This is a genomic window from Achromobacter marplatensis, from assembly GCF_049060505.1.
In the GTDB taxonomy this organism is placed as follows: domain Bacteria; phylum Pseudomonadota; class Gammaproteobacteria; order Burkholderiales; family Burkholderiaceae_B; genus Achromobacter; species Achromobacter marplatensis_A.
This window is the reverse complement of record NZ_JBMGRB010000004.1, coordinates 130409-148577: the sequence shown is the minus strand read 5'-3', so window position 1 is coordinate 148577 and position 18169 is coordinate 130409. Positions and strand designations below refer to the sequence as shown.

Genomic DNA, 18169 nt, shown 5'->3' with positions numbered 1-18169 from the left:
GGGGATAAGCCATGTTCATCGATTTGAATGCGCTGGCGGGCCCCGCCCGCTACAAGCTGCTGACCGCGGCGATCGTGCCGCGCCCCATCGCCTGGATCGTGTCGCGCGATGGGCGGGGGGCGACGAACGTGGCGCCCTTCTCGTTCTTCAACCTGATGTCGGGCGACCCGCCGCTGATTTGCGTGGGCATCGGGATGCGCGATGGCGCGCCCAAGGACACCGCCCGCAACATCGCCGAGCGCGGCGAGTTCACCGTCAATCTGGTGTCGGTGCGCCTGGCGGCCAGGATGAATGTCACGGCGGTGGATTTTCCCGCCGGCGTGGACGAATCGGTCGAGGCCGGCCTGGTGCTGTCGCCATCCGAGTGCATCGGCGTGCCGCGGGTGATGCAGTCGCCCGTGGCGTTCGAGTGCCGGGTGCATGAATTGCTGCGCATCGACGGGCGCAGCCTGGTGGTGGCCGACGTGGTGGCGATGCACGTGCAGGATGACCTGGTGGCCGACCGGGAACACCTGTATCTGGACGGCCCGAAAATGGACTTGCTGGCCCGCCTGCATAACCCGGGCTGGTACAGCCGCCCGCAGCCGGCCTTCCAGATGCCGCAGATGAGCCTGGCCCAGTGGGAGGCGCTGAAGCAGTCGGGCGAGGCGGACCGTTACCTGGAGCAGCCGCTGATCTAGGACGGCACGCGTGCCGCCCGCTGTGCGCGTCGTCCGGCGTGGCGCGCTGCCTCTCCTTTCCCGCGCGCCGGCCCTTTCATTGCCGTCGCGTCAGCGCGGCGGCCGCGCCTTCAGGTCGGCCATCTCTTCGGTCATCAACTGGTGCGCATAGCGCGAGAACACGCTGACCAGGCGCGTGCGGGTATGGTACGGCGGGTACAGCAGCGCCACCGTGACCGGCACCGACGGGCTGAAAGGGCGGACCTCGACGCCGTTGGCTTCGTATTCTTCGCGGGCGGCCAGCGGGTTGATCAGGGCCACGCCCAGGCCGGCGCCCACCAGTGCGCATACCGACGAGCCCAGTCCGGCTTCGGCCACCGTCTGCCGTTCCACCTTGGCAGCCTTGAAGACGGCGTCGATCTTCTCGCGCAGCGGCGTGGCGCTGGGGAAGGCGATGAACGGCTCGCCAGCGAAGTCGGCGGGTTTCAGCTTTTTCAGCTTGGTCAGCCGATGCCCTTTCGGCAGGACCGCCACGCAGCTCATCGTCAGTACCGGTTCGACCTGGATGCCGGGACTGTCGCCCGACAGCATGGCCAGCCCCGTGTCGCAGAACCCCGAACTGATCCAGTTGTGCACCGCGCTGGCGTTGCCGGAGTGAATGGAGACCATCACGTCCGGGTACTCCGTCTTGAAGGCGGCGACGATGCGCGCCAGGATGCCGCCGGCCAGCCGCGGCATGGCGGCCACGCTTAACCGGCTGGCGCTGAACGAGCGGATGCTGGCCGCCGCTGACTCCAGTCCGGCCAGGCCAATGAAGGTCTTTTCGACCTCCTGGAAGAAGCGCGATCCGTCTTGCGTAGGGCTCAGGCGGCTGCCATTGCGGTCGAACAAGGGAAACTGGGTGATCGCTTCCAATTGCGCTATTAAGCGGCTAACGTGCGGCTGCGAGGTATGCACGCGCCGCGCCGCGGCCGTCATCGAGCCGGTCATCATGACGGCTCGGAAGGCCTCGATGTGTCTTAAGCCCATCCGTGGAATGGCCATATCAAATCCGTATAGAGGAATACCTGATTGGAACTGGATAAAACCATACTGCTAGTTGATACTTTTTGCCAGCCGCGGGGCTCATCGCGGGGCGCGGCGGACGCCAAACTTTCTGGCGCCGCCGATCGTGAATACAAACACGCGCCGCACGCACGGCGCCAAGGGAATCAGATGAAAGCATTTGCCGCGATCTCCGTCGCCGCCGCCCTGCTGGGCAGCGCCGCCACCGTTCACGCCGAGGGCCCCAGCCGCCTGGACAAGATCCGGGAAACCGGCGTGATCACCCTCGGCCATCCTGAGACCTCGGTCCCCTTCGCGTACCTGGACGGCAACCAGAAGCCGGTCGGTTACACGGTAGAGATCTGCCAGGAAGTCGCCCAGTACGTGAAGACGGCGCTGAAACTGCCCAAGCTGGACGTGCGCTACAACCCGACGACCTCGGCCACGCGCATCCCGCTGTTGGCCAACGGCACCATCGATTTGGAATGCGGCAACACCACCAATAACCTGGACCGCCACAAGCTGGTGTCGTTCGCGCCCACGACCTTCGTGGCGCAGGTGGTGCTGGTGGCGCGCAAGGACGGCGGCGTGGACCCCAACAACCTGGAGTCGTTCCGCGGCAAGACCATCGCGGCCCAGGCCGGCGGCCAGACCTTCCGCCTGATTTCGGGCCTGAACGCCAAGGGCAACCTGGGCATCACCATGGCGCCCACGAAGGATACCGCCGAGACCATCCTGATGGTGGAATCGGGCCGCGCCGCGGGTTCGGCCAATGATGATGGCATCGCCTACGGCGCCGTGGCGTCCTCGAAGAACCCGGACGCGTTCGTGATCGGCAAGAAGGGCCTGGAAATGGCCCCCTACGGCATCATGGAGCCCAAGGACGACCCGGCCTTCAAGAAGGTGGTGGACGACGCCGTGCGTGACCTGATCAAGACGGGCAAAGTGGCCGCGATCTACGACAAGTACTTCAATTCGCCCATCCCGCCCAAGCAGATCAACCTGAAGTACCCGATGAGCGACGCCCTGAAGCGCGCGCTGGCCAACCCGACTGATTCGGGCGACCCCAAGGCATACGAGTAAGCAGGGTATCCGCGGGACGCCACGCGCGTCCCGCGGCGGTTTCGGGGCAAGGCGCCGCGGCCGGCGCCGATCTAGGGCACAGGCATGAATTACAACTGGAGTTGGAGCGTCTTCCTGGAGATGTCGCCAGACGGCGTGCATACCTTCCTGGAAACGATCCTGATCGGCGTGGGCTGGACGCTGGCGCTGGCGTTGACGGCGTGGGTGTTTTCGCTGCTGCTGGGGTCTTGGCTGGGCGTGATGCGCACGGCGCAGTCCCGCCTGATGAACGTGCTGGGCGCGACGTATGTGGAGATCTTCCGCAACGTGCCGCTGCTGGTGCAGATGTTCCTGTGGTATTTCGTGCTGCCCGAACTGTTGCCGCATGCCTGGGGCCTGGCGATGAAGCAGATGCCGCAGCCCTGGGGGCAGTTCGTGCCCGCCGTGCTGTGCCTGGGATTTTACGGATCGGCGCGGGTGGCCGAGCAATTGCGCGCCGGCATCCAGTCGCTGCCGCGCGGCCAGTTCCAGGCGGGCACCGCGCTGGGGCTGACCGAGGTGCAGGTGTACCGCTACATCATCCTGCCCGAGGCGTTTCGCATCGTGCTGCCGCCGCTGACGTCGGAATTCATGGGCACCATCAAGTATTCGTCGGTGGCCCTGACGATCGGCCTGTTGGAACTGACCGGCCAGGCGCGCTCCATGCAGGAATTCAGCTTCCATATTTTCGAGGCGTTCTCCGCCGCCACCGTGATCTACCTGATCATCAATGGCATCGTCGTGCTGGGCATGCGCCTGCTTGAACACCACGTCGCGGTTCCCGGGCTGATCGGCTCAACCGGCAAGAGCCGCTAGGGGGCGCCATGGGTAAATTCGATTTCGATGTGATCTGGACCGCGCTGCCCTATCTGTTCCAGACGGGCATGACGTTCACGCTGACGCTGACCGCGCTGGCCGCGGTGATGGGGCTGGCGCTGGGCACGCTGCTGGCCATGATGCGGCTGTCGCGCTTCAAGATCCTGTCGGTGCCGGCGGGCATCTATGTGAACGTGATGCGGTCGATCCCGCTGCTGTTGGTGATCTTCTGGTTCTATTTCCTGGTGCCGTACATCGCGGCCTGGGTGGTCGGGTCGCCCACGCCGCTGCGCGTGGGGGCGTTCAATTCGGCGGTGATCACCTTCACCCTGTTCGAAGCCGCCTACTTCTGCGAAATCATGCGCGCGGGCATCCAGTCGATCGCGCGCGGCCAGGTGTCGGCCAGCATGGCGATTGGCCTTTCCCCCTGGCAGGGCATGCGCTACGTGGTGCTGCCGCAGGCCTTCCGCAACATGGTGCCGGCGTTGTTGACGCGCGTGATCATCCTGTTCCAGGACACGTCGCTGGTCTATGTGCTGTCCCTGACGGACTTCCTGGGCGCGGCGTCCAAGATCGGCCAGCGCGACGGCCGCCTGGTGGAGCTCTATCTCTTCGTGGCGGTGGTGTATTTCGTGATTTGCTTCACGGCATCCCGTCTGGTCAAGCTGCTGGAAAAGCACACCCGGGTGTTGCGCTGAGCGCCCCGGCACCGCTATCCGTTATCCACAGGTTCTACGATGCAACTCTCTTCCACGCCTCCGATGATCGAGATCAACCAGGTCAGCAAGTGGTACGGCGCCTTCCAGGTGCTGGATGAATGCACGACGAAAGTCGGCAAAGGCGAGGTCGTGGTCGTGTGCGGGCCGTCGGGCTCCGGCAAGTCGACCCTGATCAAGACCGTGAACGCGCTGGAACCTTTCCAGAAAGGCGACATCACGGTCAACGGCATTTCGGTGGGCGATCCGCGCACCAACCTGCCCAAGCTACGCTCGGTGGCCGGCATGGTGTTCCAGCATTTCGAGCTGTTCCCGCACCTGTCGGTGACCGAAAACCTGTGCCTGGGCCAGGTGAAGGTGCTGCACCGGAGCAAGGACGAGGCACGCGCCCGGGCGCTGACGCTGCTGGAACGCGTGGGCCTGTCGGCGCACAAGGACAAGCACCCCGGTGAATTGTCGGGCGGCCAACAGCAGCGCGTGGCGATCGCGCGCGCGCTGTCGATGGACCCGGTGGTGATGTTGTTCGACGAACCGACCTCGGCTTTGGACCCTGAGATGGTCAACGAGGTGCTGGACGTGATGACGGACCTGGCTGGCGAAGGCATGACGATGATGGTGGTGACCCATGAAATGGGATTCGCCCGCCGCGTCGCCGACCGTGTGGTTTTCATGGACGGCGGCAAGATTGTGGAGGACTGCGCGAAAGACGCATTCTTCGGCAATGTAGAGGAGCGTGCCCCGCGCACGCGCCAGTTTCTTTCCAAAATTCTGCAGCACTGAAAGCCATGACCCAGCGGACTCCCGCCGACCTTCCCAGCGCCCCTGTCGACCTGCGCAGCGATACGGTCACCCACCCCACCGCAGCCATGTACGAACGCATGCGCACCGCGCCGATCGGCGATGACGGCCTGGACGGCGACCCCTCCGTGCGCGCGCTGGAAGCCCACGTGGCGGCGCGCCTGGGCAAGGAGGCCGGGTTGTTCGTGCCCAGCTGCACCATGGCCAACCTGCTGGCCGTGCTGGCCCAGACGCAGCGCAACGAGCAAGTCGTGCTGGAGTCGTCCGCCCACATGTTCACGTCCGAGCGCGGCGCCGCCACGTTCACCGGCCTGTTCTACCAAGGCGTGTCCGGCATCGACGGGGCCATGGACCTGAACCGGCTGGAAGACGCGCTGTTGTCCGGCGGCCACCGCCTGAAGACCTCGCTGGTGGCCATGGAGACCTCGCACAACAACGCCGGCGGCGCGGTTCTGCCGCTGGACCACATGCGGGCGGTGTACGGCATGGCCCACGCCGCCGGCATCCCCGTGCACCTGGATGGCGCCCGCCTGTTCAACGCGGCCGTGGCGCTGGACGTGCCGGCAGCGGATATCACGCAATTCGCCGACACGGTGTCGCTGTGCCTGTCCAAGGGTCTGAGCGCGCCCGTGGGCGCGGTGCTGGCCGGCAGCAAGGCGGTGATGTCGCGCGCCCGCACCTTGCGCCGCATGCTGGGCGGCACCCAGCGGCAGTCGGGCATCATGGCGGCGGCTGGGCTGGAGGGCGTGCAGTCGATGACCGGACGGCTGGTCGAAGACCATGCCCGCGCGCGCCGCTTGAGCGACGGCATCAACCGCCTGGCGCCCGCGCTGTCGGCCACCGTGCCGCAGACCAACATCGTGCAGGTCGAGACCGCGGGCACCGGCATGACCAATGCTGAATGGGTGACCGCGCTGCAGGCGCAGGGCCTGCTGACCCGGCCATGGGGCCGCACGCGCCTGCGCTGCGTGACCCACCGGCATATCGATGACGAAGACATCGACAGCGCCGTGCAGGCGTTCGCGCAGGTGCTGGAAAAGCAGTGAAATCGCACCGCCGGCAAGGGCCGGCGATGCGATAATGCGTAGATGTCCACGACCCACCTAACCCGAAAAGACTATTTCTGCGCACTGGCGGTCGTGGTCATCTGGGGCCTTAACTTTGTTGTCATGAAGGTCGGCATGCGGGGCTTGTCCCCCATGATGCTGGGCGCGCTGCGGTTTGCGCTGGCGGCCTTCCCCCTGATTCTTTTCGTGCGCCGGCCCCAGCTGCCGTGGCACTGGATCGCGGCCTACGGGCTGGTGCAGGGGCTGGGGCAGTTCGGCCTGTTGTTCACCGCGCTGAAGTTCGGCATGCCCGCGGGCATGGCTTCGCTGGTCATCCAGACCCAGGCGTTCTTCACCTTGCTGCTGGCCGCGCCCGTGCTGGGCGAACGCGCCCGCCGCCATCATTGGATCGGTCTGAGCGTGGCCGCGGTGGGCTTGGCGGTGATCGCTGGCGGCCGCGGCGAAGGCCCCGGCCAGATGACGATGCTGGGCTTTGCGCTGACGCTGGGCGGTGCGTTCATGTGGGCGGTGTCCAACCTGATCGTGCGCCTGGCCAGCCGTAAATCCCCCGGCTATGACCCCTTCGCCTTCATCGCCTGGAGCAGCGCCGCGCCGGTGTTGCCGTTCCTGCTGCTAGCCGTGCTGATCGACGGCTGGGAACCCGTGGTGGGCATGGTGACGGGCATCGGCTGGGGCGAGGCGCTGTCGGTGTTGTATCTGGCGGTGCTGGCGACGCTGGTGGCCTACACCTTGTGGACGCAGTTGCTGACGCGCCACCCCGCGGCCAAGATCGCCCCGTTTTCGCTGCTGGTGCCCGTGGTGGGCCTGTGGGCCGCGTCCATGGCCTTTGGCGAACGTCTGCAGCCGCTGCAATGGATAGGGGCGGCCTGCGTGCTGGCCGGTTTGGTCATCAACCAGGTGGGCGGGCGCTGGATGCGCACCCGCTGACCTTACGGCTGACCGCTAGTCCGATGGGATTACGCCATTGCGCCGAGACGGCGCGAGGCGGCCCCGCCTATGACCACCGCTTCGCCTACACCTGTTCGAAACGAATGTAACGCTTGTCGGTGTATTCCCGGCGCGTGGTGATTTCCTGCACGGTGGCGCCCGGCGGGCCGCGCCGCAACCATTCCAGCATGTGATCCACCTGGTCGGGCGACCCCTGCACCAGGGCTTCGACCGTGCCGTCCAGCAGATTCTGCACCCATCCCGTCACGCCCAGCAAGTGGGCGCGGCGCACGGTGGCGTGGCGGTACCCCACGCCTTGGACCGTGCCGCTGACGGTGACGAGGACGGTTTCGATATGGGTGTCGGAGCGAGGGGCTTGCATGGATATTTTCCTTCGGATGATGCGCCGCCCGACGCGATGAGCGTAGGCGGTTATGGCTACGGCGGATGGTCTATAGGCCCGGTGGGCATCGAAGCGATACGTTAGAGCACATGTCAAAACGTGCCAACGGGAACGCCCGCTACCAGAGCTTGGAGAAGCCATTATGGAAGAGACCAGTTTGTTGTCGGAAGCAGAGACAGCGCGCTACAGGGACCAGGGGTACCTGGCCCTGAAGGACATGTGCCCGCAGGACGAGGTCGGGTACATCCGCCGGACACTGCTGGACCTGTTCGCGAACAAGACCGGCTACAACGAGGGTGCGCAGTACGATTTCGTGAGCCGCGACGATCCCTCCAAGCCGGCCAAGTTTCCCAGCCTGCATGATCCGCGCCATTATGCCCCCGGTCTGCTGAAGACGGTGTATCACGAGCGCACGCTGGACCTGGCGCGGCAGCTGCTGGGTGACGACGCCGCGCTGTACGGCGAACACGCGCTGCTCAAGCCTGGCCCGCACGGTCCGGAAACGCCGTGGCACCAGGATGAGGCGTTCCGTTCGCCCGACTTCATCTACAACGAGCTGAGCATCTGGCTGGCTCTGCAGCCTGCGACCATCGAGAACGGGTGCATGCAGTTCATTCCGGGGTCGAACAAATGGGATGTGCTGGAGCACCGTTCGCCCGGCGGCGACAAGACCCTGCACCCGCTGGAATGCTGCGGCGATTTTTCCCGCGACCAGGCCGTGCCAGAACCGCTGGACCCGGGCGGCATCACCGTGCACGATGCCCGCACGCTGCACTTCACCGGCCCCAATACGTCGCCGTCGCCGCGGCTGGCCTACATCCTGATCTACAACACGCCGCCCGTCTACAAACCGGGCCGGCGTGAATTCCCGTGGTTGGAAGGCCGCTGGACCGACAGCCAGACCCGCAAGAAGCAATGGCATAAGCGCGGCGGCCTGGCCGTCGATGTGATGCGGCGGTTGCCCGGCGCGCGGCTGACGAGTCCGCGCTGGGTGGCTTGGGCCACGATTCGGGCGGTCAGCAAGGTCTGGCCAAGATAGCTTGGGTGGGCAGGGGCCGCAGAGCTCCAGTCCGAGGGGGGCGAACGAGGCCGGCAAGCGACGCTTGCCGGCCTCGGCGCGTATACTGAGCGGCGCCGCGGGGCGTTGCCGCCCCTGCGCAGTGGCGAAGCCGCCGCAGCCGGCGGCACCAGACTCCAGAAAAACGAAACGCAGCTGGCGCACCTCTATCACTCCTCAGACCTCCCATGACCGCTAACCTTTCTACGATCACCTGCATCGAAGATTTGCGCGCCGTTGCGCAAAAGCGCGTGCCGCGCATGTTCTACGACTACGCCGACTCCGGCGCCTGGACCGAAGGCACGTACCGCGCCAATGAAAGCGATTTCCAGAAGATCAAGCTGCGCCAGCGCGTGGCGGTGAACATGGAAGGCCGGTCGCTGCGCACCACCATGGCGGGCCATGATGTGGTGATGCCGCTGGCGATCTCGCCCACCGGCCTGACGGGCATGCAGCATGCGGACGGGGAGATCCTGGCGGCCAAGGCCGCGGCGGATTTCGGCGTGCCGTTCACCTTGTCCACGATGAGCATCTGCTCGCTGGAAGATGTGGCCGAAGCAACCAAAAAGCCGTTCTGGTTCCAGCTTTACGTGATGCGCGATCGCGAGTTCGTGGCCAATCTGATCGACCGGGCCAAGGCCGCGGGCTGCACCGCGCTGGTGCTGACGCTGGACTTGCAGATCCTGGGCCAACGCCATAAAGACATCAAGAACGGCCTGTCGACGCCGCCCAAGCCCACGCTGCGCAACCTGATCAACCTGGCCACCAAGCCGCGCTGGTGCATGGGCATGCTGGGTACCAAGCGCCGTACCTTCGGCAACATCGTCGGTCACGCCAAAGGCGTCAGCGATCTGTCCTCGCTGTCGTCGTGGACGGCCGAACAGTTCGACCCGCGCCTGAGCTGGGACGACGTGGAATGGATCAAGCAGCGTTGGGGCGGCAAGCTGATCATCAAGGGCATCCTGGATGCCGAAGATGCGCAACTGGCGGCCAATAGCGGCGCCGACGCGCTGATCGTCAGCAACCACGGCGGCCGCCAGCTGGACGGCGCCATGTCGTCGATCGCGGCGCTGCCGTCGATCGCCGACGCCGTGGGCTCTAAGATCGAAGTCTGGATGGACGGCGGCATCCGTTCGGGCCAGGACATCCTGAAGGCGGTGGCGCTGGGCGCGCGCGGGACGATGATCGGCCGCGCATTCCTGTACGGCCTGGGCGCCTACGGCCAGGCGGGCGTGACCCGCGTGCTGGAGCTGCTGTACAAGGAAATGGACACGACGATGGCGCTGTGCGGCCGCCGCAACATCGAACCCGGCGACCGCAGCATCCTGTTGCCGGGCACCTACCCGACCTGAGCTCGGCGCGTTCGCTCGTACCTGACGCGCTTCGTACACGGCGCGTTAGTTCGTACATGGCACGGTCGTTCGTATACGGCGCGGTCGTTCGTACATGGCACGGTCGTTCATATACGGCGCCATCGTTCGTAGGATGGGTGTAGCGCGAGACATCGGCGGCAAGAACCCCGATATCCAGCGCGCGCAACCCATCAAGCAACGATTGCATTGTGGCTGAAGCGGCCAAGAAATCACCGCTGCTTGATGGGTTGCGCGCGTTGCGGACCTGGGTTCTTGCTTAAGAACTCTCGCGCTACACCCATCCTACCGGCTTTCCGTTATCGTACCGGCGGCCCGTTATCGTGCCGGCTTTCCGTTATCCCACCGGCGGCCCGTTATCGTGCCGCTTTACGGTCATCATCCTTCGCTGTTTCCCGCGCCCAGGTACTGGCTGGGGCGGCGTAGCGCCGGGTCGAAGGGGTTGATCTGCGCGCCTATGGCATCGGCTTCGCGGCGCAGCATTTCCACGATCAGCGGCAGGCGTTCGTCATTGATGCGTTCGATGGGCGCGGCCACGCTTAGCGCCGCCACGGTTACGCCGTTGGGGTCGTAGACCGGCACCGCCAGCCCGGCGATGTTGGGGAACACGCCCTGCCCCTGGCTGCGCGCGTATTGCCGTTCCAGACATTCGCGGATGCGCACGCGCATCGAGATCTCGTCCACGAAACCCAGATGGTGCAGCCGCGGGATATTGAAGCGGATGACCTCTTCGCGCTCGGCCTCCGGCAGGCTGGCCAGCAGCACCAGGCCGCCCTGGCCCATGCCCAACGGCACGCGCCCGCCGATGTCGCCGGTGTGCGAGCGCACCGGAAACGCGCCGTCGACGCGGTCCACGCAGACCGCGTCGAACCCGCTGCGCACCAACAGGAAAATCGTGTCGTTCAGCATGCCCGACAGGCGCAGCATGGCGGGCCGGTACAACGAACGCAGACTGGACTGATGCGTGCCGGCGGCGGCCGCCAATGAGAAGAACGCCACGCTGAGCTGATAACCCTTGCTTTGCGCGGGCTGCTCCACCACGCCTTCCTGCATCAGGCCTTGCAGCACGCGATGCACCGTGGCCTGGGCTTGGCCGGTGCGGGCGGCGATGTCGGTCAGGCGCAGCTTTTCGCCCTTGGCGTCGGCCAGCACGCGCAACACGGCAAACGCCCGTTGCAAGACCCCCAGGCCGCCGGATTCGTCGCTTGTCTCTGATTTCTTCATTCTATGGTTCCGATAATCAAAATTATCAGACACGTTTTTATCAGGAAATTCTATCTAATGGAATTCGTAGACAAAAAATTCGATTGTTCGGAAAACCCTAATTGACCCCGGGTTTTGGCGAAACCTAGACTGCCCCATCGAATAAGCCGCCAGGGCGTCGGGAAACCGACCTGCCCCGGGGCGCAAAGCCCGCCATGGGCTACGGGGTTTGGAATATGTCATTTCTGCGGCTGGACAACGTCTCGAAGAACTACGGCGACCTGCGCGTCGTGTCCGATCTGAGCCTGGCGGTCGAGCAAGGCGAATTCGTCTCGCTGCTGGGGCCTTCCGGTTGCGGAAAGACGACGACCCTGCAGATGATCGCCGGCTTTGCCGACGTGACGCGCGGCACCATCACGCTGGACGGGCGCGACATCACCCACGCCAAGCCCAACACGCGGGGTTTGGGAATCGTGTTCCAGAGTTATGCGCTGTTTCCGCACCTGACCGTCACCGACAACGTGGCGTTCGGCCTGAAAATGCGCAACGTCGAGCGCGCCGAACGGCAAGAGCGCGTGCGCGAGGCGTTGGCGTTGGTGAAGTTGGACAAGCACGCTGACCGCTTTCCGCGCGAACTCTCCGGCGGTCAGCGCCAACGCGTGGCGCTGGCGCGCGCGCTAGTCATCCGGCCACCCGTGTTGCTGCTGGACGAACCGCTGTCGAACCTGGACGCCAAGCTGCGCGAAGACATGCAGTTTGAATTGCGCAGCATTCAAAAGAAGATCGGCACGACTACCGTGATGGTCACGCACGACCAGGCCGAAGCGCTGTCCATCAGCGACCGCGTCGTGGTCATGCAGGACGGGCGCGCCACGCAGGTGGATGCGCCCTTTCGCATGTACGAGCATCCGCAAAGCGAGTTCATCTCGCGCTTCGTGGGCAAGACCAATCTGCTGCCGGGCCGTGTCACGCGTTGTGGCGAGCAGGCCGAAATCGAGACCGGCGCCCTGCGCGTCGTGGTCGACGGCGAAGGGCTGCGTCATGGCGATAGCGTGCAGCTGTCGCTGCGCCCGGAAAAACTGGTGCCGGTGCCGGCGGGCCAGGGCAAGTTGTCCTGTGTCGTCAGCACGCGTTATTTCCTGGGCAGCCAGTGGATGTACGACCTGGATTCGCCGGTGGGGGCGCTGACCGTCCTGACGCCCAACGACGGCCGCCGCCCGCACGACGACGGCGAGGCCATCGACCTGGACTGGGCCGAAGGCGTGTTGCGCGTGCTGCGCGCGCCCGCGCAGAAAGAGGCCTGACATGGCGACGCTGACGCAATCCGGCGCCGCCGCCGGACCCAAGCCGCGCAACGAAGGCCTGCTTGCCATCCTGGGTTCCCTGCCGCTTGCTATCGTTTTCCTGACGCTGGTGCTGACGCCGCTGGCGCTGAGCTTCGTGCTGTCCTTCCGCCCGTTCGACTACGGCGCGGGCATCTTGCCGGGGCACACCTTCGAACATTACCTGGCGGTGGTCACCGACAGTTATTTCCTTGAGATCTTCTGGCGCACGTTCTGGATCGCCGGCGTCACCACGCTGATCTGCGTGCTGATTGGCGCGCCCGAGGCCTACATCCTGTCGCGCATGGGCAAGCCGTGGCGGTCCATTTTTCTGCTGGTGGTGCTGTCGCCGTTGCTGATCTCACTGGTGGTGCGCGCCTTCGGCTGGAGCATGCTGCTGGGCCCGGGCGGGGCCATTGGCCGCGCAGCCGCGGCGCTGGGGATGGGGCCGCTGTTGTACACGCCCACCGCCGTCATCATCGGCCTGGTGCATGTGATGATGCCGTTCATGGTGATCCCGGTCTGGACGTCGCTGCAAAAGCTGGATCCCACCGTTGAACACGCCGCGCTGTCGCTGAATGCGTCGCGCTTCCAGACGCTGACACGCATCGTGCTGCCCCAGGCGATGCCGGGCATCCTGTCGGGCAGCCTGATCGTGTTCGGCTTGTCTGCCAGCTCGTTCGCGATTCCCGCGCTGTTGGGCGGCCGCCGCCTGAAGATGGTGGCCACCGTGGTGTACGACGAATTCCTGACCGAGCTGAACTGGCCGTTGGGCGCGGCTATCGCGATCGTGCTGCTTGTGGTCAACGTGATCATCATGATGGCGTACAACCGCGTCGTGGAACGCTCTTACCGCCGCAGCCTGGGCTAGCCGGAAAGGAATCGACATGCAGAAAAACGGTCCTCTCGCGCTGGCGTTCAACTTCCTGGTGGTGGCATTCGTGCTGGCGCCGCTGGTCATCGTTTGCCTGGTCGCGTTCACGCCGGACACGACACTAACGATGCCGACCACGAGCTTTTCGTTGCGCTGGTTCCGCGCGGTGTTTGAACACCCCAACTTCATGCAGGCGTTCCAGAACAGCCTGTGGCTGGCGTTCCTGTCGGCCACCATCGCGGTGTGCCTGGCGGTGCCCGCGGCCATCGCTATCACCCGCTACCGCTTTCCGGGGCGCGACGTGCTCAATGGCCTGTTCCTGTCGCCACTGATGATTCCGCATCTGGTGCTGGGCGTTGCCTTGCTGCGTTTTTTCGCGCTGATGGGCATGGCGGGCAGTTTCCCGTGGCTGGTGGCCGCGCACGTCGTGGTCATCACGCCGTATGTGATGCGGCTGGTGATCGGCGCGCTGGTGGGCTTCGACCGGTCCATCGAACACGCCGCGCTGTCGTTGGGCGCAAGCCGCGCCACCGTGTTCTTCCAGGTGACGCTGCCGTTGATCATTCCGGGCGTGTCGGGCGGCTGGCTGCTGGCGTTCATCAATAGCTTCGACGAACTCACGATGTCGGTGTTCATCACCGCGCCGTCGACGATCACGCTGCCTGTCCGCATGTACATGTACGCCACCGAATCCATCGACCCGATGATGGCGGCCGTGTCCGCGCTGGTCATCGGGCTGACAGCCGTCACCATGCTGCTGCTGGACCGCGTGTATGGCCTGGACCGCGTGCTGGTGGGGCAGAAATGAACATTCCGACCGCGACGACAAGCAAGGCGCCTGCATCATGGCCATACTGAAACGCCTGGCTGAAACGGCCCGGCCCCCGATCCCGTTCACGTTGGACGGCCTGGCTTGTACCGCGCTGGCGGGCGACACGGTGTTGACCGCCGTGCTGACGCAAGCCGACTGCGTGCGCCATTCTGAATTTGGCGGCGCGCCGCGCGCGGGCTTCTGCATGATGGGCGCGTGCCAGGATTGCTGGATGCAGCTGGAAGACGGCACACGCGTGCGCGCATGTTCCACGGCTATCGAGCCCGGCATGCGACTGCGGACCTCGCCGCTGGCACCCGCCGCCGCGCCGGGCACGCTGGCTGCCGCCTGGCCGGAGGACGACGCGCCATGAGCATGGTGATGCCCGTTATCGTGGGCGCCGGACCGGCGGGCGTGCGCGCCGCCCAGGCATTGGCCGCGCAGGGCCTGCGGCCCGTGATCCTGGATGAGGCCCCGCGCGCGGGCGGCCAGATCTACCGGCAGCCGCCAGCGGGGTTCCAGCGCCCGAAACCGGCGCTGTACGGCTTCGAACACCGCAAGGCCGACGCCGTGCACCGTGCCATGGACGCCTTGTTGCCGCTGGTTGACTACCGTCCCGGCAGCCTGGTGTGGAACCTGGAAGGCAAGACGTTGGACGTTCTGCAGGACGGCGTCAGCACGGCGGTGCCGTACACGCACCTGATCCTGGCCACCGGCGCCACCGACCGGGTGCTGCCGTTTCCCGGCTGGTTGACGCCCGGCGTCTACACCTTGGGCGGGTCGCAGGTAGCGCTGAAGTACCAGGGTTGCGCCATCGGCGCGCGCGTCGCTTTCATGGGTACGGGCCCGCTGCTGTACCTGGTGGCCTATCAATACGCGAAGGCCGGCGCGCAGGTGGCGGCGGTGCTGGACACGTCGCGTTTTGGCGACCGCCTGGCCGCGTTGCCTGGCATGCTGCGCGCGCCCGGCCTGCTGGCCAAAGGGCTGTATTACATGGCGTGGCTGCGCCTGCGCGGCGTGCCGATGCGTAGCGGCGTGCGCCCGGTGACGGTGCAAGGCAAGGAACGCGTGACGGGGCTGATTTACCGCCAGGGCGCGCGCACGCGCACCGTCGAATGCGACGCGCTGGCGTATGGCCTGGCGCTGCGCTCCGAAACCCAGTTGGCAAGCCTGGCCGGCTGCGAATTCGAATACAACGCGCGCGACCGCAGCTGGGCGCCGCGCCGCGACGCCGCCGGACGCAGCAGCGTGCCGGGCGTCTACGTGGCCGGGGACGGCGCCGCGATCGCCGGGGCCGATGCCGCGGAACTAGCCGGCGAACGCGCCGCGCTGGCGCTGTTGGAAGACAGCCGGCATCCGCACGATGCGGCGCGCGCCCGCGAGCTGGAAGCGCGGCTGGACGCCAACGGCCGCGTGCGCGCGGCGCTGGAACGCGCGTTTCCATTCCCCGAGGATTGGGCCCAAGGCATTGCCGACGATACCGTCGTTTGCCGCTGCGAGGAGGTTACGGCCGGCACGTTGCGCCAGGCCGTCAACGATACTGCCGCGCAGGAACTGAACCGCCTGAAAGCGCTGACGCGCGTGGGCATGGGACGCTGCCAGGGCCGCATGTGCGGCGCGGCCGCGGCCGAGGTATTGGCTCATGCCTGCGGCCGCTCGCCGGCCGAGGTCGGGCGCCTGCGCAACCAACCGCCGGTCAAGCCGGTGCCGGTGCGCGTGGTGTGCTTGGAACGGCGGGAAAAGGTCTCGTCATGACGCAACGTATCGACACCGAAGTCGCCATCATCGGCGGCGGCATCGTGGGCGGGAGCGCGGCGCTTTTCTTACGTCGCCAGGGCGTGCCCGTGGCGCTACTGGAAGCCGCGCTGTGTGGCGCGCGCGCCAGCGGCGTGAACTACGGCGGCGTGCGCCGGCAGGGCCGCGGGTTGGAACAGATGCCGTTGACGCGGCGCGCGCATGAACTGTGGGGCCAACTGCCCGCCCTGATCGGCATCGATGGCGAGTACGTGCGCTCCGGCCACTTGAAGCTGGCGGCCTCGGCGTCCGACATGGCGCTGCTGGAAGCCTACCGCGAACGCACGCGGGGCTTCGGCATGCACCTGGAAATGCTGGACCGGCGCACCTTGGCGCGCCGCTTCGGCTGGCTGGGCCAAGGAGTTACGGGGGGCTCCTTCTGTCCGGAAGACGGCCACGCGAATCCCCGCTTGGTGTCGCCCGCATTCGGCCGCGCGGCCGCCGCATTGGGGGCGGACGTGCGCGAAGGCGTGCGCGTGGCGTCCGCCGACCATGACGGATCGCACTTCATCCTGCGCGCGGACGACGGGTTGGAAGTGCGTTCGAGATTCCTGCTCAATTGCGCGGGCGCCTGGGCCGGCCGGTTCGCCGAAGCCTTTGGCGAGCCGGTGCCCGAAACCTCCATCCATCCGCTGATGATGGTGACCGAGCCGCTACCGGTGTTCATGGGCGTCAGCCTAGGGATACAGGGCGGCGGCATCTATGCGCGCCAGGTGGCGCGCGGCAATTGCGTGATCGGTGGCGGGCGCGGTGAGTCGTCGAACCCGGATTTTGCGCGGCCTGGCCGTGCGGGGCTGGGCACGCTGATGGCCAACGCCACGAAGCTGCTGCCGGTGCTGCGCGGCGCGCAGGTCATTCGGTTCTGGACGGGCGTGGAAGGCAATATGCCCGACCACAATCCGGTGCTGGGGCCGAGTTCCACCGTGCCCGGTCTGTTCCACGCCTTCGGGCTGTCGGGCGCGGGCTTCCAGATCGGCCCCGCCGTGGGCGAAGTGTTGTCCGAACTGGTCGTGCGCGGTCAGTCCTCCATTCCTATCGATGCCTTCCGCATTGAACGGTTCTCGGCCGCCGCTCACGGCGCCGCGGCCCGGCCTGAGAGTGTTCGTGAGCAAACGCTGGAGTCACCATGATGGATAAGAAACAGGGCGCATCGCGCCCCGGCAAGGGGAAGTGGCTGTTGGGCGCGGCGATGATGGCGTTGCTGTCCGCGGGCGCCATGGCGCAGCAGAAGACGTTGTACGTCGGCATGAACGGCGGCGACATGGAGCGCGCGTTCACGCAGTACGTGTTCCCGGATTTCGAAAAGGCCAACAACGTCAAGATCGTCGTGGTGCCCGGCACCTCGACCGATGTGCTGGCCAAGGCGCAGGCCTACAAGGACAAGCCGCAGATGCACGTCATGTTCCTGGACGACGGCATCATGGCGCGCGCAATTTCCATGGGCCTGTGCGAACAGCTGAACGACGATCCCGTGCTGAAAGAACTGTATCCCACCGCGGTGATGAAGGACCGCATGGCGGCCGGCATCGACATCGGCATGACGGGCCTGGGCTACAACACCAAGATGTTCGCCGACAAAGGTTGGGCGCCACCCACATCGTGGATGGACCTGGCGGATCCGAAGTACAAGGGCAAGGTTGTGTTCCAGTCCGCGTCCGGCAGCACCTTCGGACTGCATGGCTTTCTGATGTTCAACCGCATCCAGGGCGGCGACGACAAGAACTACGAGCCCGGCTTCAAGAAGTGGCCCGACACCATCGGCCCGAACGTGCTTGAATACATCCCCAATTCGGCCAAGTTGGCCGAGATGATCCAGTCCAACGAGGCCGCGATATTCCCGTTGACGCCCACCGCGATCGCCCGCCTGAAGAAGCGCGACATCCCGGTCGAATACGCGCAACCCAAGGAAGGCTCGGTGATCCTGATGGTGGGCGAATGCGTGATCGCCAAGAATAGCGAACCCGAACTGGCGCAAAAACTGGCGTTGTACCTGCTGTCGGCCAGCGCCCAGGCAAAAGCGCTGGAAATGGGCGGCCACTTCCCATCCAACAAGAACGTCCAGGCGCCGGCCGACAACGCCGAGGCGCTCAAGCGTTTCCAGGGCTATATGGCGAACGCCAAGATCCTGGACTGGGATCAGATCAACACGACCCGGCCCGCGTTCAACGCCCGCTGGAACCGCACCGTCGAACGTTGATAAGATCTTG

The 18169-nt window shown here is 65.8% G+C and carries 19 protein-coding genes; 16 read left to right on the top strand and 3 right to left on the bottom strand.

The genetic code is table 11. The features are described 5' to 3' along the window. The first annotated feature begins 11 nt into the window (after positions 1-11). Positions 12-680 carry a flavin reductase family protein gene (locus ACI0FO_RS11730; protein ID WP_416026849.1) on the top strand — a complete coding sequence of 223 codons (669 nt, stop codon included), beginning with the start codon at positions 12-14 and terminating at the stop codon, positions 678-680. Between the two features lie 90 nt (positions 681-770). On the opposite strand, the gene ACI0FO_RS11725 is transcribed toward ACI0FO_RS11730, so the two are convergent. Next, positions 771-1703 (bottom strand): LysR substrate-binding domain-containing protein, encoded by a 933-nt coding sequence (locus tag ACI0FO_RS11725; protein ID WP_416026847.1) that lies wholly within the window; start codon positions 1701-1703, stop codon positions 771-773. 171 nt (positions 1704-1874) lie between these two features. Between ACI0FO_RS11725 and ACI0FO_RS11720 the strand changes: the two genes are divergently transcribed. The 6 genes from ACI0FO_RS11720 to ACI0FO_RS11695 all read left to right on the top strand — a co-directional run bounded on the left by ACI0FO_RS11720 (position 1875) and on the right by ACI0FO_RS11695 (position 7128). Beyond that, positions 1875-2786, top strand: coding sequence for an amino acid ABC transporter substrate-binding protein (locus tag ACI0FO_RS11720; RefSeq protein ID WP_416026845.1), 912 nt, complete (start codon positions 1875-1877; stop codon positions 2784-2786). Positions 2787-2870: 84 nt separating this feature from the next. Continuing rightward, positions 2871-3620: an amino acid ABC transporter permease gene (locus tag ACI0FO_RS11715; protein WP_105555634.1), complete on the top strand. Its 750-nt coding sequence runs from the start codon at positions 2871-2873 to the stop codon at positions 3618-3620. 8 nt (positions 3621-3628) lie between these two features. Beyond that, positions 3629-4318 (top strand): amino acid ABC transporter permease, encoded by a 690-nt coding sequence (locus ACI0FO_RS11710; protein WP_416026843.1) that lies wholly within the window; start codon positions 3629-3631, stop codon positions 4316-4318. A gap of 63 nt (positions 4319-4381) precedes the next feature. After that, positions 4382-5116: an amino acid ABC transporter ATP-binding protein gene (locus tag ACI0FO_RS11705; RefSeq protein ID WP_416027399.1), complete on the top strand. Its 735-nt coding sequence runs from the start codon at positions 4382-4384 to the stop codon at positions 5114-5116. A gap of 5 nt (positions 5117-5121) precedes the next feature. After that, entirely contained in the window at positions 5122-6180 is a 1059-nt protein-coding gene (locus ACI0FO_RS11700) for a threonine aldolase family protein (RefSeq protein ID WP_416026841.1), read from the top strand. Between the two features lie 42 nt (positions 6181-6222). Next, positions 6223-7128: an EamA family transporter gene (locus tag ACI0FO_RS11695; protein ID WP_416026839.1), complete on the top strand. Its 906-nt coding sequence runs from the start codon at positions 6223-6225 to the stop codon at positions 7126-7128. Between the two features lie 85 nt (positions 7129-7213). Here ACI0FO_RS11695 and ACI0FO_RS11690 read toward each other — a convergent pair whose 3' ends face one another. Further along, positions 7214-7510, bottom strand: a complete 297-nt coding sequence (locus ACI0FO_RS11690; protein ID WP_105555629.1) for an acylphosphatase — start codon at positions 7508-7510, stop codon at positions 7214-7216. Positions 7511-7673: 163 nt separating this feature from the next. Here ACI0FO_RS11690 and ACI0FO_RS11685 point away from each other — a divergent pair, with 163 nt between their 5' ends. After that, positions 7674-8570 (top strand): phytanoyl-CoA dioxygenase family protein, encoded by an 897-nt coding sequence (locus tag ACI0FO_RS11685; protein WP_313456544.1) that lies wholly within the window; start codon positions 7674-7676, stop codon positions 8568-8570. Positions 8571-8776: 206 nt separating this feature from the next. Continuing rightward, entirely contained in the window at positions 8777-9940 is a 1164-nt protein-coding gene (locus ACI0FO_RS11680; protein ID WP_416026837.1) for an alpha-hydroxy acid oxidase, read from the top strand. 396 nt (positions 9941-10336) lie between these two features. Here ACI0FO_RS11680 and ACI0FO_RS11675 read toward each other — a convergent pair whose 3' ends face one another. After that, positions 10337-11182 (bottom strand): IclR family transcriptional regulator, encoded by an 846-nt coding sequence (locus ACI0FO_RS11675; protein ID WP_416026835.1) that lies wholly within the window; start codon positions 11180-11182, stop codon positions 10337-10339. 215 nt (positions 11183-11397) lie between these two features. Between ACI0FO_RS11675 and ACI0FO_RS11670 the strand changes: the two genes are divergently transcribed. From ACI0FO_RS11670 to ACI0FO_RS11640, 7 genes are read left to right on the top strand one after another with little or no spacing between them, the layout of a single operon-like run. Next, positions 11398-12465, top strand: a complete 1068-nt coding sequence (locus ACI0FO_RS11670) for an ABC transporter ATP-binding protein (protein WP_416026833.1) — start codon at positions 11398-11400, stop codon at positions 12463-12465. 1 nt (position 12466) lies between these two features. Then, positions 12467-13354, top strand: a complete 888-nt coding sequence (locus tag ACI0FO_RS11665; RefSeq protein ID WP_416026831.1) for an ABC transporter permease — start codon at positions 12467-12469, stop codon at positions 13352-13354. Positions 13355-13370: 16 nt separating this feature from the next. Next, positions 13371-14165: an ABC transporter permease gene (locus ACI0FO_RS11660; protein WP_416026829.1), complete on the top strand. Its 795-nt coding sequence runs from the start codon at positions 13371-13373 to the stop codon at positions 14163-14165. Positions 14166-14202: 37 nt separating this feature from the next. Next, positions 14203-14541, top strand: coding sequence for a (2Fe-2S)-binding protein (locus ACI0FO_RS11655; protein WP_416026827.1), 339 nt, complete (start codon positions 14203-14205; stop codon positions 14539-14541). Next, positions 14538-15923, top strand: a complete 1386-nt coding sequence (locus ACI0FO_RS11650) for an NAD(P)/FAD-dependent oxidoreductase (protein ID WP_416026825.1) — start codon at positions 14538-14540, stop codon at positions 15921-15923. The genes ACI0FO_RS11655 and ACI0FO_RS11650 overlap by 4 nt, the downstream gene beginning before the upstream one ends. Continuing rightward, complete coding sequence (locus ACI0FO_RS11645; protein WP_416026823.1) at positions 15920-17092, top strand: NAD(P)/FAD-dependent oxidoreductase; 1173 nt, start codon at positions 15920-15922, stop codon at positions 17090-17092. The genes ACI0FO_RS11650 and ACI0FO_RS11645 overlap by 4 nt, the downstream gene beginning before the upstream one ends. After that, positions 17089-18159: an ABC transporter substrate-binding protein gene (locus tag ACI0FO_RS11640; RefSeq protein WP_416026821.1), complete on the top strand. Its 1071-nt coding sequence runs from the start codon at positions 17089-17091 to the stop codon at positions 18157-18159. The genes ACI0FO_RS11645 and ACI0FO_RS11640 overlap by 4 nt, the downstream gene beginning before the upstream one ends. Positions 18160-18169: the final 10 nt, after the last annotated feature.

Bases quoted from the DNA above. Each gene is read 5' to 3' on its own strand.
- ACI0FO_RS11675 (WP_416026835.1), bottom strand. From the start codon at position 11,182: ATGAAGAAATCAGAGACAAGCGACGAATCCGGCGGCCTGGGGGTCTTG.
- ACI0FO_RS11640 (WP_416026821.1), top strand. From the start codon at position 17,089: ATGATGGATAAGAAACAGGGCGCATCGCGCCCCGGCAAGGGGAAGTGG.
- ACI0FO_RS11665 (WP_416026831.1), top strand. From the start codon at position 12,467: ATGGCGACGCTGACGCAATCCGGCGCCGCCGCCGGACCCAAGCCGCGC.
- ACI0FO_RS11720 (WP_416026845.1), top strand. From the start codon at position 1,875: ATGAAAGCATTTGCCGCGATCTCCGTCGCCGCCGCCCTGCTGGGCAGC.
- ACI0FO_RS11730 (WP_416026849.1), top strand. From the start codon at position 12: ATGTTCATCGATTTGAATGCGCTGGCGGGCCCCGCCCGCTACAAGCTG.
- ACI0FO_RS11670 (WP_416026833.1), top strand. From the start codon at position 11,398: ATGTCATTTCTGCGGCTGGACAACGTCTCGAAGAACTACGGCGACCTG.
- ACI0FO_RS11680 (WP_416026837.1), top strand. From the start codon at position 8,777: ATGACCGCTAACCTTTCTACGATCACCTGCATCGAAGATTTGCGCGCC.
- ACI0FO_RS11700 (WP_416026841.1), top strand. From the start codon at position 5,122: ATGACCCAGCGGACTCCCGCCGACCTTCCCAGCGCCCCTGTCGACCTG.
- ACI0FO_RS11685 (WP_313456544.1), top strand. From the start codon at position 7,674: ATGGAAGAGACCAGTTTGTTGTCGGAAGCAGAGACAGCGCGCTACAGG.
- ACI0FO_RS11710 (WP_416026843.1), top strand. From the start codon at position 3,629: ATGGGTAAATTCGATTTCGATGTGATCTGGACCGCGCTGCCCTATCTG.
- ACI0FO_RS11690 (WP_105555629.1), bottom strand. From the start codon at position 7,510: ATGCAAGCCCCTCGCTCCGACACCCATATCGAAACCGTCCTCGTCACC.
- ACI0FO_RS11695 (WP_416026839.1), top strand. From the start codon at position 6,223: ATGTCCACGACCCACCTAACCCGAAAAGACTATTTCTGCGCACTGGCG.
- ACI0FO_RS11725 (WP_416026847.1), bottom strand. From the start codon at position 1,703: ATGGCCATTCCACGGATGGGCTTAAGACACATCGAGGCCTTCCGAGCC.
- ACI0FO_RS11645 (WP_416026823.1), top strand. From the start codon at position 15,920: ATGACGCAACGTATCGACACCGAAGTCGCCATCATCGGCGGCGGCATC.
- ACI0FO_RS11660 (WP_416026829.1), top strand. From the start codon at position 13,371: ATGCAGAAAAACGGTCCTCTCGCGCTGGCGTTCAACTTCCTGGTGGTG.
- ACI0FO_RS11655 (WP_416026827.1), top strand. From the start codon at position 14,203: ATGGCCATACTGAAACGCCTGGCTGAAACGGCCCGGCCCCCGATCCCG.
- ACI0FO_RS11705 (WP_416027399.1), top strand. From the start codon at position 4,382: ATGATCGAGATCAACCAGGTCAGCAAGTGGTACGGCGCCTTCCAGGTG.
- ACI0FO_RS11715 (WP_105555634.1), top strand. From the start codon at position 2,871: ATGAATTACAACTGGAGTTGGAGCGTCTTCCTGGAGATGTCGCCAGAC.
- ACI0FO_RS11650 (WP_416026825.1), top strand. From the start codon at position 14,538: ATGAGCATGGTGATGCCCGTTATCGTGGGCGCCGGACCGGCGGGCGTG.